The sequence below is a fragment of the Streptomyces sp. NPDC000594 genome (genome assembly GCF_040299965.1).
Classification (GTDB): Bacteria; Actinomycetota; Actinomycetes; order Streptomycetales; family Streptomycetaceae; genus Streptomyces.
The window spans coordinates 148,389-163,085 of the sequence record NZ_JBEPCY010000010.1 but is presented as its reverse complement, the minus strand read 5'-3'; the positions used below and the strand labels follow the sequence as shown (position 1 = coordinate 163,085).

8 protein-coding genes and 1 pseudogene are annotated in these 14,697 nt (G+C 68.2%); 5 read left to right on the top strand and 4 right to left on the bottom strand.

Annotation, left to right across the window (positions count from 1 at the left end):
• The first annotated feature begins 144 nt into the window (after positions 1-144).
• A complete protein-coding gene (locus ABT354_RS17170) occupies positions 145-2,583 on the top strand; it encodes a glycosyl hydrolase family 95 catalytic domain-containing protein (protein WP_351494398.1) in 2,439 nt (812 codons plus the stop codon).
• Positions 2,584-2,653: 70 nt separating this feature from the next.
• On the opposite strand, the gene ABT354_RS17165 is transcribed toward ABT354_RS17170, so the two are convergent.
• A complete protein-coding gene (locus ABT354_RS17165; protein WP_351494396.1) occupies positions 2,654-3,931 on the bottom strand; it encodes an SGNH/GDSL hydrolase family protein in 1,278 nt (425 codons plus the stop codon).
• A 156-nt stretch (positions 3,932-4,087) separates the two neighbouring features.
• On the opposite strand from ABT354_RS17165, the gene ABT354_RS17160 reads away from it, so the two are divergent.
• Complete coding sequence (locus ABT354_RS17160) at positions 4,088-4,456, top strand: PPOX class F420-dependent oxidoreductase (RefSeq protein ID WP_351494394.1); 369 nt, start codon at positions 4,088-4,090, stop codon at positions 4,454-4,456.
• 120 nt (positions 4,457-4,576) lie between these two features.
• Here the strand turns inward: ABT354_RS17160 and rsgA are convergent, their stop codons facing one another.
• Together rsgA and ABT354_RS17150 are read right to left on the bottom strand one after the other, a co-directional pair.
• Positions 4,577-5,752, bottom strand: coding sequence for a ribosome small subunit-dependent GTPase A (gene rsgA, locus ABT354_RS17155; protein ID WP_502983434.1), 1,176 nt, complete (start codon positions 5,750-5,752; stop codon positions 4,577-4,579).
• Between the two features lie 297 nt (positions 5,753-6,049).
• Positions 6,050-6,634, bottom strand: coding sequence for a hypothetical protein (locus ABT354_RS17150; protein ID WP_351494392.1), 585 nt, complete (start codon positions 6,632-6,634; stop codon positions 6,050-6,052).
• 361 nt (positions 6,635-6,995) lie between these two features.
• On the opposite strand from ABT354_RS17150, the gene ABT354_RS17145 reads away from it, so the two are divergent.
• The 3 genes from ABT354_RS17145 (at position 6,996) to ABT354_RS17135 (ending at position 13,786) form a co-directional block, all read left to right on the top strand.
• On the top strand, positions 6,996-11,432 hold the full coding sequence (locus ABT354_RS17145; RefSeq protein WP_351494390.1) for an NACHT domain-containing protein: 4,437 nt from the start codon (positions 6,996-6,998) through the stop codon (positions 11,430-11,432).
• A 346-nt stretch (positions 11,433-11,778) separates the two neighbouring features.
• The gene (locus tag ABT354_RS17140) at positions 11,779-12,774 is read left to right on the top strand and encodes a restriction endonuclease (RefSeq protein WP_351494388.1); all 996 of its coding nucleotides are present in this window, start codon (positions 11,779-11,781) and stop codon (positions 12,772-12,774) included.
• Between the two features lie 82 nt (positions 12,775-12,856).
• Complete coding sequence (locus tag ABT354_RS17135; RefSeq protein ID WP_351494386.1) at positions 12,857-13,786, top strand: DUF5655 domain-containing protein; 930 nt, start codon at positions 12,857-12,859, stop codon at positions 13,784-13,786.
• 89 nt (positions 13,787-13,875) lie between these two features.
• Here the strand turns inward: ABT354_RS17135 and ABT354_RS17130 are convergent.
• Positions 13,876-14,624 (bottom strand): annotated as a pseudogene (locus tag ABT354_RS17130) (DNA-methyltransferase).
• Between the last annotated feature and the right edge of the window lie 73 nt (positions 14,625-14,697).

Below are 14,697 nucleotides of genomic sequence, written 5' to 3'. Positions count from 1 at the left end.
GCCCCGCTGAACGGGATTCATATACACAGATATACCTCGGATCTCTCGTCGCGTATTGACGGACGATGACCCTCTCCCTACCTTCCGTCAGGTGATAGCTCGGATGAATCGATAGTTCCGCCCTGCGGAGCACCGGGAGGCGCCATGGCAGCCGGAGCAGACCCGTCCGGACCGGACGACCGTACGGACGGGAGCGGGGAGGGGCCCGCCACCGAGCACGACCCCGCGCGTCCCGAACCCTCGCGTCACGACCCCTCGCGGCGGACCGTCCTCGCGAGCACCACGGCGCTGGGCGGCGCCCTCGCCCTCGGTCCGGTGTCGCCGGCGCACCCCGCGCCCGCCCCGGCACCCCCCGCCCCCGGCGCGGACACCGGGATCAGCGCGGGCCACGACAGCTGGCGCACCGTCCTCGACGACGCCGATCCCCGGTGGCGGCGGATACCGAGGACCTGGTTCGAGGGCCCGTTCCTCGGGAACGGACTATTGGGCTCCGGCATCTACGCCGAGCCCGGCGGACGGAACGCGATCCGCTTCAACGTCCAGCACTCCGAGGTCCAGGACCACCGCCCCGAGTTCGGCTCGCTCTTCGGTCTGGCCCGGCTCCCCATCGGCCACTTCACCCTGGAGCCGGTGGGCACCCTCACCGCCGTGGACTGGCGGCTGCGCCTCCAGGGCGCCGAGCTGACCGGCACCGTCACCACCACCGCCGGGACCCTGCGGCTGCGCGCCTTCATCCACACCACCGCGTCGGTGCTCACCGTGGAGATCGCCCCCGACGCGGGCGAACGCGCCTTCCGCTGGGTCTTCCACCCGGCCGAGGCGATCAGCCCGCGCGCCGCCTTCCGGCCGCTCCCCGAGGGGTACCGGGCCAACCCCCCGGCCACCGTGGAACGGCACGGCGAACTGTCCGCCGCCGTACAGCCGCTGCTCGCCGGGGGCGAGCATGTCACCGCCTGGCGGGAGCGCACCACCCGCTCGGGCCGGCGCGTCCTCCATGTCGCGGTGGCGCACTCCTTCCCCCGGGCCACGGCGCGCGAGCGGGCGCTGCGGTCGGTACGGCGTGCCTCGGCGGTCCCGTACGACGTGCTGGTCGTCCCGCACCGGGTCTGGTGGGACCGCTACTACCGCAAGAGCTTTCTCTCGCTGCCGGACGCCCGGCTCCAGCGCTTCCACTGGATCCAGCTGTACAAGGTGGCGTCGGCGGCGCGGCGGGACGCCCCGGTCATGGCGACCTGCGGGCCCTGGCTGGAGCCCACGCCCTGGCCCAACACCTGGTGGAACCTCAACGTCCAGCTGGAGTACTGGCTGATCCACGGCTCCAACCATCTGGAGCTGGACGCCGTCACCCGGGCGCTGAGCGAGTTCCGCGACCAGCTGACCGCCGAGGTGGCCCCCGCCTACCGGGCGGACTCCTCGGGCATCCCCCGTACCACCGACACCCGGCTGGTCAACGGGGGCGCCACCGCGTCCGGCGAGGGGTACGGGGTGGGCATCCCCGGCCGGAACCCGCCCACGCCCGAGGTGGGCAACCTCGTCTGGGCGCTGCACAATGTGTGGCTCTCGTACCGCCACACCATGGATGAATCGATCCTGCGGGACACCCTCTTCCCGCTGCTGCGCCGGGCGGTCACCTACTATCTGCACTTCCTGACGCCCGGCCCGGACGGGCGGCTCCATCTGCCGAAGACCTTCTCACCGGAGTACGGCGTGGACGCGCCGGACTGCAACTACGACCTGATGCTGCTGCGCTGGGGCTGCCGTACGCTCCTGGAATCCGCCGGGATCCTGGGGGTGGCCGACCCGCTGGCGGACCGCTGGCGGGAGGTGCTGGCCCGGCTGACGCCCTATCCGGTGGACGCCCATGGCTTCATGATCGGCGCCGGGGTCCCCTTCGCCAAGTCGCACCGGCACTACTCGCATCTGCTCGCGATCTATCCGCTGTACGAGGTCACCGGGCGCACGGCCGAGGAGCGGGAGCTGATCGAGCGGTCGCTGAAGCGCTGGGTGGGCTTCGAGGGGGCGCTCCAGGGCTACACCTTCACCGGGGCGGCCTCCATCTCGGCGCTGCTGGGGAAGGGCGAGGACGCGCTGCGCTATCTGGAGCAGCTGATGACGCGTTTCATCCAGCCGAACACCCTCTACAAGGAGTCGGGTCCGGTGATCGAGACGCCGCTCTCGGCCTCCCAGTCGCTGCATGACATGGTCTGCCAGTCCTGGGGTGGGGTGATCAGGGTGTTTCCGGCGCTGCCGGCCGTCTGGCGGGATCTGGTGGTGCACGACTTCCGGACCCAGGGGGCGTTTCTGCTGAGTGCGGTACGGGAAGGGGGGCGCACCCGCTGGATCCGGCTGCGGAGCGAGGCGGGGGCGCCCTGTGCGGTGCGGCACGGGATCGAGGGGCCGCTGGAGATCCGGGACGGGCGGGGCCGTCCGATCCGGTACGAGGAGATCGGCGACGGGACGGTCCGGCTGCGGCTCGCCCGGGGCGGGACGGCGCTGATCACCCGGGTGGGCGACCGTCCACCGCTGCGGATCCGGCCGGTGGAGCCGAACGCGCCCGCGCCGTCCTGGGGGCTGCCCGGCTGAGCGGTGCCGCCCGGGACCCGGCCGGCTCCCGGGCACGCCGCACCGGCCCTGGCCCCGTCCCCGGCCCGGGTCAGCGCCCGGCGCCCTGGGGGGTGCGGACTCCCAGCCCGGCGAGGTCCACGGCGTCGGCCATGGCCTGGAGCCCGGCGTCGTTGAAGTGCAGGTGGTCGCCCGGGTCATAGGCGGGCAGGATGCGGTTGGGCTGCCCGGGGTCGCGGACGGCGGCGTCGAAGTCGGCGACCCCGTCGAAGACCTCACCGTCGCGGATGAACCGGTTCACGGACTGGCGCACCGCCTCCCGGGCCTCGGTGTAGCCGGAGTGGCCCGCGTAGGGGGCGATGGTGCCGCCGATGACCCGGACGCCCCGGTCGTGGGCGCGGGCGACCAGGCTCCGGTAGGCGTCGGTGAAGGCGGCCGGATCGGTCTGGGCGGGGGTGCCCTTGATGTCATTGATGCCGATCATCACGATCACGGCGCGCACACCGGCACGGGAGAGCACATCGGCGTCGAAGCGGGCGAGCACGCTGGGGCCTGTGCCGTCGAGGAGGAGCCGGTTGCCCGCGATCCCGGCGTTGAGCACCCCGAGTCTGCGGTGCGGTGGCAGCGCGTGCAGCCGGGCGGCGAGCCGGTCGGGCCAGCGGCGGTTGGCGCCGCTGGTGGAGCCGGAGCCGTCGGTGATGGAGTCGCCGAGGGCCACCACACTGCCCCGGGCGCCGGAGCCGGCGACATCGACTCCGGCGAGGTAGTGCCAGGAGGTGGTGGTGAGGGTGTAGGGGGTGCCGGTCTCGTCGGCGGTGTGGTCGGCGCCCCGGGCGAGGAAGTTGGTCTGGAGCGCGGAACGGTGCTGGGTCGCGGGGCCGGAGTCCTCGGGTGTGTAGAGGGTGACCAGCAGATTGGCGGCGGCCGGGACCCGCAGCCGCACGGGGTCGGAGAGCAGGTCACGGCCGGGGGGCACGGTGACGGAGGCGGCGCCCCGGAAGGTGGCGGGTCTGAGCGAGCCGGGGACGGCGGCGGGGCTTCTGGGCGCGCCGGGCGTCTGGAGGGCGACGGTGAGCGCGCCGATCCGCAGCGGCGCGGTGCCCAGCCGGTTGGTGACGCGGATACGGGCCGCGTGGCCGCCGACGCTGGTGTGGACGACATTGCGGATGGAGGTGCCGGGGAGGGCGGGGACGGCGTGCGAGGGGGCGGTGGCCCAGGTCCCGGTCCACAGCGGGCGGTGCGGGGCGGTTTCGGCCTCGGCCGTCCGCTGGGGGGCGGCGTGGGCGGGCAGGGTGGTGCCCACGGCACCGAGGAGGGTGAGACTCACCGTCGTCACCAGGGTGGCGACTAATCGTCCGGGCAGGGCCATGGGGGTGCTCCTCCGCGATCGACTACGGTCGGGGTCGGCCCCGGGCCACCCGTGGCGCCCGGGTATGGGTGCACTGTGACAGAGCTCCGACCTCTTTCCCATGTGCCACTGGGCCATTTGTGGTCGGGACGCCCGGGTGGGTGTGAAGCTGCGTGCATGAGCGAATTCACCGAGGCCGAGCGCGCCTATCTCGCGTCCCAGCGACTGGGGCGGCTGGCCACCGTCGATCCATCGGGTCAGCCCCAGGCGAACCCGGTCGGTTTCTTCCCCCAGCCGGACGGAACCGTCCTGATCGGCGGGTACGCGCTCGGCACCACCAAGAAGTGGCGCAATCTGCGGGCCAATCCCAAGGTGGCGCTGGTGGTGGACGACATCGTGAGCGTCCGGCCGTGGCGGGTGCGGGGCGTGGACATCCGGGGGGTGGCGGAGCTGCTGACGGGTCCGCACACCCTGGGGCCGCACTTCAGCGAGGAGCTGATCAGAATCCACCCGAAGAAGATCCACAGCTGGGGTCTGGAGCTGTAGGCCCCGCCCCCGGGGCCCCGCACCGTGCCGGAGCACGGGCGGGGCCGCCGGGGTCACGGAGCGGGGCCGCGGGAGGCCCGGTGCGCCCGGTGCGAGGGGGTGTCCTCGCCGGTACGGGGATCAGAGCGGCAGACCGCGCTTGACGGCACCGGCGGCACGACCCTCCGCGCCCTTGCGCCGCCACTCCCTGCGCAGCTCGGACCGTACCCGGGCATCGGTCTTGGCGACGATGTACTGGTTCTCCCGGAGCAGCTTGCGGTAGCTCTCCAGCCGGCGCACCGGCAGGGTCCCGTCCTCGACCGCGACGACGACGGCACACCCCGGCTCGGTCTCATGGGCACAGTCGTGGAACCGGCACCCGGCGGCCAGCTCCTCGATCTCCGCGAACGCCAGACCGACCCCGGCCCCGGCGTCGTAGAGGCCGACCCCGCGCAGCCCGGGGGTGTCGATGAGGACTCCCCCGCCGGGCAGCGGCAGCAGATTCCGGGTCGTGGTGGTGTGCCGGCCCTTCCCGTCGATCTCCCGGGTCGCGCCGACCTCCATCACCTCCTGCCCCATGAGGGCATTGGCCAGGGTCGACTTGCCCGCGCCGGAGACCCCGAGCAGCACGGCCGTCCCCTGGCCGACCACCGCGCGCAGGGTGTCCATGCCGTCGCCGGTGACCGAGCTGACGGCGATCACGGTGGCACCCGGCGCGGCGGTCTCCACATCCTGGACGAGATAGGAGAGCCCGACCGGGTCGGGAATCAGATCGCTCTTGGTGAGCACCACCAGGGGGTGGGCACCGCTCTCCCAGGAGGGTGCCGACGTATGCAGCAGTGCATCACCGTTCGAGCTGGACATCGCGAGGGCGAGGAACCGCTCGATCCGCCCGAGGTCGAGTTCGACCGCGAGCGACACACAGATGACGATGTTGTCGATGTTAGTGGCCAGGACCTGGCCCTCGGAACGCTTGGACGAGGTCGACCGCACGAAGGCGGTCCGGCGCGGCAGCAACGTCCGGACATACCGGGGATCACCGCCGGCCGGGTCGACGGCGACCCAGTCACCGGTGCACACGACCTTCATCGGGTCATGAGGCACGACGAACGCGGTGTCGGCGCGCACGATGCCCTCGGGGGTGAGGACATCGCACAGCCCTCGGTCGACACGGACGACCCGGCCGGGGATCAGTCCCTGGGCGGCGTACGGGGTGAACGCGTCGGCCCAGCCGTCGTCCCAGCCGTACGGGGTGAGAGCAGCCTCGACCTGAGCGGAGGCAGCAGAAGAAGACAGGTTCAGCGGATCGCTGGACAAGACGGGAAAACCCTTCGAAGGGTGGCCCCGGCGGGCGCGCACGGCGGCGCGCGGAAGTGTGTGGGTGTCAGCCGGAGACCACAGAGGTGGGAACGATGAACTCCTGAGTGCGGGCAGCGCCCGAGACCGTGACCGTCATCACTGTCCTCACCTCCTGCTTCCTCGACGAACCGACAACCGGACCGGGGGCAACCAGCCTTCCCGGCGGAACGGGATGAAGACTAGACCCGCCCCGCCGACCCACGCCACCCATTTACCGGCGGATGCCCCGGCAACCGGCCAACCGTCGGCCGTCCGTCACACGGCGAGGCACATCCCGGCCGGCGAGAGGACACGCGCACCGCCGATCTCCACCCTCGGCCTCCGGTAGCTCACCGGTACCCCGGACCGGGTGACGAAGTCGACCCGCTCGTAGACCAACGCGCACAGGAGCGGGGCCCCTGCCCGCCGCAGAGCGTCGGCCAGCTCGGGCTGCTCCGCCGCGAACTCCCACGATGTCGAGACGAGCGAGAACACCCCCAGCCCAGGACGGCCGGCCAGCCGGAACCCCAACCGCACCTCCGGAGAAGGCCCCCGCCCCGCCAGCGCTGCCGCCCTGCGGTCACTCAGGCTCGGAGGGCAGCCACAAGCCGTTCCGCGCTTCGCTGCGGGTTCTACAAACCGGTCACCATCACAGGCGTGGAGCGACTCGTCCACGCCAGCCGCCACCATGCGGAAAGCGACGGATACCTCCTCCAGCAGCACCATCACACGGTCGCTGCTGGTCAGTACCTCAATCACAGCCCCAGCCCTTGAGGACGACGGCTTGGGCATGCCGCCGTAAAGATCGACGACGGCAGAAGCCACCTGATCGTCTTCCGTCGCAACGAGCCACGCCCCCATGACCAAGGGCTTCCCTGCGTCATGCCGGGCAGCATAGAACCGTCCAACCTCGCCGCGATGCTTTTGCAACAGGCCCATAACTGTCCTCCAGGGATCCAACGAACAGAGCCCCTATTCAGCCGGAACGACAACAGTTTGGCCTGACCGGACTTTCTCCGTATGGGATCCGCCCCACCGGATTCGCCAATCATCCACGCAACACACTCGCAGCCGCCGAAAGCCTCTGGCAGGGGTCCCCGAGAGCTGGCGCTGAGCAGCGGAAGCTTCAACCACACCACTGTCAGGGGCGCGGAGTACGGTGGCCTTCTGCACATCACGCACAGGGCGAGGATGGGGAGCCATCCAGCAGCAAGGGGGTCCGGTGGCACCGAGGCCAGCTGGCGAAGCGGACAAGTTCGGCAACCGCTACGAGGGTGCGTGGACGATCAGGCACGCCCTCTATGTCCTACTCGGCCAGGCCGAGTCGATCACCCTCGAACCGGACGGAATCCTCGGGGAGGGCGTCGAGTTCACCTACCGAAAAAATGGCCGAACCGAGGTCCATCAGGCCAAGAGACAGAATAAGAACTCCAATAGCTGGAGTATCTCTTCCCTCGACGAGAAGAAGATCTGGCGACATCTCCGCACCCATGCTGAGCTCGACCACGACTTCCACTTCGTCTCTACGGTGCCCGCGCAGCCACTGCAAGAACTCAGCGACCGGGCCCGCCGGTGCAACGACTATGACTCCTTCGTTCATTACTGGCTGACCGACGAGCTCCAAAAGCCCTTCCGACAGCTCTCTTCTCCGAAGATCTACGGCTCTCCGAAAACGGCATGGCAGATGCTTCGCTCTCTGTGGGTGAGGTGCCACGACGAGCAGGACATCGTCGCAATCAATGCCACCCTCGCCGAGCAAGTAATGGCCGGTTCCCCGGGCCGGCTCGCGGCCCTCGGTCTGGGCGATCTCCTCAACGACTCCCTGGGTACCCGTCTCGATGCTGCGGCCATCACGGCCCGGCTTCCGGAGTACAGGCTGCGGCGCGTGCGTCTGCTGGACGGCGGGGCCGTGGCCGACGCGGTAAGCGAGGCCACCCAGCGCTGGGCAGCGAGCGCCGAACGGGATCTCCTCCAGCCTGTCATTTCCCGCCCGGAGGCTGCCCTGTTGACGGAGCGAGCGGCCGATGACCCTCAGCTCACCCTTCTCACAGGCGCTGCCGGGGGCGGCAAGAGTGCAGTGCTGCACCAGGCGTTTACCGGTCTCAATACCGAGGAAACTCGGGTGCTGGCGTTCCGGCTCGACCGTCTGGGTACCTTCTCCACCACGACCGAGCTGGGCGAGCGCATCGGCCTGACCACATCGCCCGTCAGCGCGCTCGCCGCCTTGGCGAACGGGCGGCCGTCTGTCCTGATCGTGGACCAGCTCGATGCCGTCAGCGTGATTTCCGGGCGTATCCCGAACACCTTCGACGCAGTTGCCGATCTGGTGCGTGAGGCGAGTGCCTATCCCACCATGCGGATCATCCTCGCCTGCCGGAAATTCGACGCCGAGCACGACCACCGCATCCGGCAGCTCACCGATCCGGAACGCTGCACCCACGTAGCCGTCGGGGAGCTCGACAACGAACAGATCGACTCAGCCATCACCGCCATGGGGCTCGATGCCGCCGACGTCGGCCCTGATCAGCGGCGGCAGCTGCGATCTCCTCTGCATCTGGTATTGCTCGCCCAGGTTGCAGGTAAGGAAGGAGCACTCACTTTCCGCACCACCCAGCAGCTCTTCGATTCCTTCTGGAATCATAAGGAGAGGCAATGCCAGGGCCGCAATCCAGGCGCACGATTCCAGGAGACGGTCTCCACTGTCGCCGAGGCCATCAGCCGTCGACAGCAGTTGTCAGTCCCTCACACCGTCCTCGACGGCGATGGGCTTTCTGTCAGTAGGGACACTTTGGTGTCGGAGCACGTACTGGTGCGTGACGGCCAGCGGATCGCCTTCTTCCACGAGAGCTTCTTCGACTACGCATTCGCACGCGGCTGGATGCACCGCAACGAGACCCTGGTCGCCTTTCTCACTGGCAGCGAACAGGAACTCTTCCGACGCAGCCAGGTTCGCCAGATCCTCAGCCATTTGCGGGAGTTGGATCCCGAGCGGTTTGTTGAGGAGATCGAGGCTCTGCTGTTGTGCCAGGACGTCCGCTACCACATCAAGGAGGCGACACTCGCGCTGCTCGGCGCCCTGGACGCGCCAACAGCCGAGGAGTGGGACGCCGTGGCACGAGTGCTGGCGACCCGGCCCGCCTACCTGGACCGACTGGTGCACACCCTCAGCTGCACCGACTGGTTCCGCTGCGCCGATAATGATGGGGTGATCGAGGACTGGCTGGGCGGGCACGATCCGCAGGAGTGTGCGTGGGCGCTCCGGATCATGGAGGGCGCCGTCAAGACACATCCCAATCGAGTGGCTGAACTTCTCGCGCCCCACACTATGCATCCGGATTACCTAACATGGCTATTCAGAGTCACTCATTTCGCCCAGGTCGGGCACAGCAGACCGCTCTTCGACCTGATCCTGAGCGCGGTACGGACCGGGCAGTACGCCCCCTACGAGCGCGGCCTCTGGATCTCCGTGCACGACCTCGGCAAGCAGCAGCCGGAGTGGGCAGTCGAACTGCTCGTCGCCCATCTCTCCGAACGACCGGACGCTCTACAACTCGACAATCACCGAAGGGTCATCGCTCTCCTCAGCAAGGAACACTTCGCCCTGCGCTTGGTGGAGCACGCCTCCACCGGTGCTCCCGCATCCTTCTGCACCCGTCTGCTGCCCGTTCTTCTACTGGTCATGGAAGCGACCGCTCATCCTGCACGAACCGGCTGGCCTATCAGCGATGGCCACTTCCCCTTCCGCTTGCCGAACCAGGAAGACAGAGCATTGGACTCTGCTCTGCTCAACGGTGCGACTGCGGCACTGCGAGCCAGTGCCCTTGACTCTCCGTCCCAACTCCGCCCTCTGCTGGAGAAACTGGCGGCCGTCCCGTACGACACAGCACAGTGGCTGCTTTACCAGTCCCTGGACGCCGCAGGAGAGTCCCTAGCCCTTTGGTCGGCCGAGCTGTTGCTCGAAGGCCGGCACCGCCTACTGGCCGGGTACTCGCACCCCGGTGTCTGGAGTGCACGCCAGGTCATCCACTCCGTAAGCCCATTCCTCCCCAATGAAACCCTCCGTCGGCTTGAGGATGCCGTGCTCCACCTCCGGCTTCCTCCCAAGGAGGAGCTCTCTCCCTCGGACGAATTCGTTCTCCTGTCAGCGTTGCCCGAGGAAAAGCTCTCCGAGCGAGGGGCCCGGCGCCTCGGGGAGCTCCGCCGTCGTCATGGCGACGCACGCCAACCAGAAGAGCCGAAGGAACTCACCGGAGGATTCGTCGCTCCTCCCATCGCCGAAGAAGCCGCGCGGAAGATGAACGATGCCCAGTGGCTACGGGCCGTGCGGAAACACAACGTGGACCGAACCAACTGGCTGACCCTCACTGGCGGTGCCCTGGAGCAGCGCCATGTGCTGGAAAGCCATGCAATCGAAGACCCTGAACGCTTCGCACACCTCGCTCTGCACTTCGACGTCAGCATTCACCCCGAATACGGCGCGTCCCTTCTCCAAGGACTCGGTAAGGCCGAAAAGCTCAGCGACCCGGCGCCGGTCTTCGCCGCAGTACGGCATCTCGCCAGCCTGGGGGTGCCGGAGCATGACCGTTGGCTCGGCTGGCCGCTCCAGAAATACGCGGCAACCACACCAATTGATCTGGTCGAAATGATCCTCGACCGAGCTCTCCGCTCTGACCTCCTGGGCGATGAATCCCGCGAGTTGAGCAGCGACCTCGATCTATACGCAGTCGGCATCAACACCGTACGCGGGATCTCTGCCGAGATCTTGGGCAGTCTCCTTTTCCACGACTCGGATGGCTCGCGCACCGCTTTGGTGGTCCCTCATCTGCACCGCATGGCCTCCGACCCGTCCCCTGCGGTCCGTGCCTGCGCCGCCCATGTCCTCCTCGCCGCCATGCGTCACGCCGGTACTCAAGCGACTGCGGCGTTCCACGTGCTCGTCACAGCGGATGATGCCCTGCTGGCCACTCGGCACGTGGTACGCCTGACAGTGGCCATGGGCTACGAAGATCCTTCCATGGCGAAGCCAGTGATCCAGCGAATGCTGTCCTCCACCAACGAAGCGGTGCGGCGCTGGGGTGGATCCCTCGCAGCACTGGGGGCGATGCAGTGGGACATACCGGACCTGTTGCAAGCGGTCCTCACAGGTGACGACAGCGCACAGCGCCAAGGGGCCGCTGAACTGTGTGCCCAGAGGCTTCCCAGCGCCGGCGACCTCGCGTTGGCTCACGAAGCACTCAGCCAGTTCTTCCACGACCCGAACGAGCAAGTACGTAAGGTAGTAGCTGCCACAACAGCTTCAACCCTACGGGGCGAACGCCTTCGCCCGTTCCGGAAGCCACTTACCGATCTCATGGCTTCGCCCGCCTTCAGCCATGCCCTCCCCCAGTTGTTGATCACTCTGGAACAGGCAGCCGACCGGGTCGACGATCTGATCCTGCTGTGCGTCCGCCGCTTCATCGAAGAGCACGGCACTGATTCCGGGGACATCTCCACCCGTGCGGCAGCCGACGCACACCGCATCGGCGAGATACTGATCCGCGCGTACACCCAAGCGAGCTCCGCCTCACGCCGTTCAGACATCCTCAACCTACTGGATGATCTGCTCCTCAATGGGGCACAGGGGTTGGCCGAGGCAGTCAACAGGGCTGGTCGCCCATGACCACACCACACGGCCCAACCTCAAACCCGAGACCTACGCATGACGAGCACGTTAGAGATCGTGCTGCCCGGTTCTAGACCGTGCCCTGCGGTCCGCGTTTTGCCTGATCAGAGCATGTGTGGCGTGCCGGGCTCCGCTGGGGTGTGCTGCACAGTCCAGAGGCATCCGGCCACCCCTTGGCCACCCCTGGGTGTGACGACTTCCACTATCCGCCTCACAAAGGCGTTTGGCCGGTTCCGCCAACGCCAAGTCCTCAGTCAGTGCGAGGCAAGATCCAGGGGAAGGCGCTGCCCGGCGCCTGGGTGCGAGTGGGTGCCTTGTCAGTACCACTGAGTAACCTATCCCGGTGATCGATAACCCTTCGTCCCTCATAGCCCTCCCCCGCTACGCAAATCCCGGTTTGGCCAGGATGATGCAGGAGGGGCTCGCTGCGGCAAGCCAGGATGCTCTGCTGGCGGCCTACCTCTGGGCTCAGGAGGAGGCGTTCGCCTGGGCCGTCGTTGGAGCTGTCGAGCGGTGGCAGGAGGAGGTGGGAGCTGAACAGAAGTACGCGCACAGCCGGGCCTTCGGAGATCACACCGCCAAGGACTTCTGGGTCCCCATGCGAGAGGACTGGCAGCAGCTCATCGGTCTGACGGCAACACGGCTCGACGAGGCCACGGACCACCTCGGTGCTCTTGCCAGCGAGGCCCGCGAGATCCATGAGCAGTTTGTCGAGGCTTCGGGCGACCCCGATAGGTACTCCGCCGATAACGCTACTGGGGAACAGCTCCTGGACGAGGCGGCGCTGCTGTACGGCAAGGCCGAGGAGGTGAGGAAGGGAGTGGACCGAATCCTGCGGGAGGAGCGGGGCGAGGTTCACCGACTCCTGGTGTTCAACGCCGAGTGCCGCACCTACAGAGCGACCTCCCGGAGCCGGTCCCTTGAACAGGTCGACTACCTGCACCACCAAGAGTTCGAGGAACTCACGGCTTGGCTGCTGGAGCGGGATGGCCACGCCATCGAGCGCCGCACGGGAGGGCCGGGAGACATGGGAGCCGATGTAATAGCGGTCTCACCTTCCGGTCAGCGGGTGGTGGTGCAGTGCAAACACGTGGGTACATCCGGCCGGTCTATGGGCAACGGGGCACTGCACGGCCTCAACGGGACGGCCCGGCCAGTCCACAAGGCGGACATCGTGATCGCAGTGACCAACGGCGGGTTCGCAAGGCAGGGTCGGCGGTTTGCCGAGGAGCAAGGTATCCACTTGATTGACCGGGCAGCCCTGCAGCGATGGGCCACCTGGGGGCGCCCGGTGAGCGAGATCCTCGGCCTCCCGGCCCCGGACACACCGGCCACTTGATCACGCTTCCATAACAGCGGAATATCCGCTGGCCCGGGTGGATTCTCTGCCCAGTCGATCTGCTGATGGGCTGGAGGTTCGTGTGGGTGATCTGAAGCTGTTCCGGCTGGGTGCGGATGGCCGAGATGTGGAGGTGCGGGGTTCGACGGTGTCGCTGGAGGTGGAGCTGCAGCGCAGGGTCGAGGCCGGTATGGAGGCGATGCTGGGGATCCGGTTCCTGGCATCGGAGTACGCGACGGGGCCATGGCACCGGGGACGAATCGACTCGCTGGGGCTGGACGAGAACAACACGCCGGTTGTAATCGAGTACAAGAAAGGGTCCGACCACGGGGTCATGTCCCAGGCGGTCTCCTATCTGTCGTGGCTGAAGAGCAGCCGTCACGAGTTCGAGGCCCTGGTCCGGGAGAAGCTCGGGGACGAAGCGGCCGGGGAGATCGACTGGCGCAGCCCTCGGATGGTCTGCATCGCCGCCGACTTCTCACACCATGACCGGATCGCGGTGCACGATCTGCGCCAGCGGATCGATCTGGTGCGCTACCGGGTCTTCGAGGGCGGGCTACTGAGCCTGATGCTGGTCGAGTCCGCCCAGGGGGCCTCCGGGACCAGCCCGTCGAGACGCACTCGGGAGTCCGCGAGACCGTCCGGTACCGAGGGCGCGGTGCCGGTGGAGGCGGCTGTCGACAACATGGTGCCCGTTTCTCTCCGGGATCTGTATGGGGAACTGCACGAGCTGCTGACTGCCTCAGGTGAGGTGGATACGGTGCCGACGCGGCACTACATCGTCTACCGGCGGATGGTGAATGTGGCGTGCGTGATCTTCCGTTCGAAGCAGCAGGCGATCCTGGTCTATCTCAAGGTGGACCCGACCACCGTCGCGCTGGAGGACGGCTTCTCGCGTGACGTGCGCGGCATAGGCCATCTGGGGACGGGGGACCTGGAGGTCCGGATCAGCTCGGCGGGAGACCTGGAGAAGATGGTGCCGCTGATCCGCAGGGCGTTCGAGACGACCTGACGGACACGAAGTAGGGCGGCCGGAGCATCAAGTCGATGCGTCGGCCGCCCTGTGGCGTCTGGGACCAGTCGGCTCCGGCCCGGCAGGTCTCACTGCTCCGGTCCGGCGAGGTCGACGTCGTCCCGGGTGAGGACGGCCTCGCGCAGCCGCTGCTCGGCGACGGCGGCGTAGTGGTCGGACAGCTCGATCCCGACGAAGCTCCGGCCCTCCCGCAGCGCGGCCACCCCGGTGGAGCCGGAGCCGGTGAAGGGGTCAAGGACGGTGCCGCCGGGGCGGGCGACCTGGACGAGCGGCGCATCACCTCGACCGGCTTCTGAGTGATGTGGACCCGGTCCTTGCGGGGCTGGGAGGCGACGTAGTGGCCGGGGAGGTAGAGGTCCCGGGTCTTGTCGAGAGTGCCCTTGACGCCCCAGAGGATGAACTCCGAGTCCTGCTTCGGGCCGCCCTTCCTTGGCCGGGACGCGGGCTTGATCCAGGGGATGGTGCCGGACCAGGTCCAGCCCGCCATTTGCAGCGCGTCCGAGGTCGTCGGCTCCTGGCGCCAGTCCGTGAACACCATCACGACCGCGTGCTCGCGGGCGGCCCGGTACGACTCGGTGAGCAGGTCGGTCAGCCACGCCCGGTACGAGCGCTGGTCGCGGTTCTCACCAGGGAAGTTCGCCAGGTCGTGGCCGGCGTCCCCGCTCGTGTACTTCGCCCGCGCGGTTCGGGCGGTGCGCTCCGAGGATGTCCGGCCGCCGGAGTTGTACGGCGGATCGGTGATGACGGCGTCGACGGACTCGTCGGGCAGGGTCTTCAGGACGGTGAGCGCGTCGCCTCGGTGCAGCGTGTACGGCACGGCGGTTTCTCCTTCGGGAAAGACGGCAGCACGCCCGCTGGATTCCTGAGTGCATGCGGGCGCGGCCCGCTCA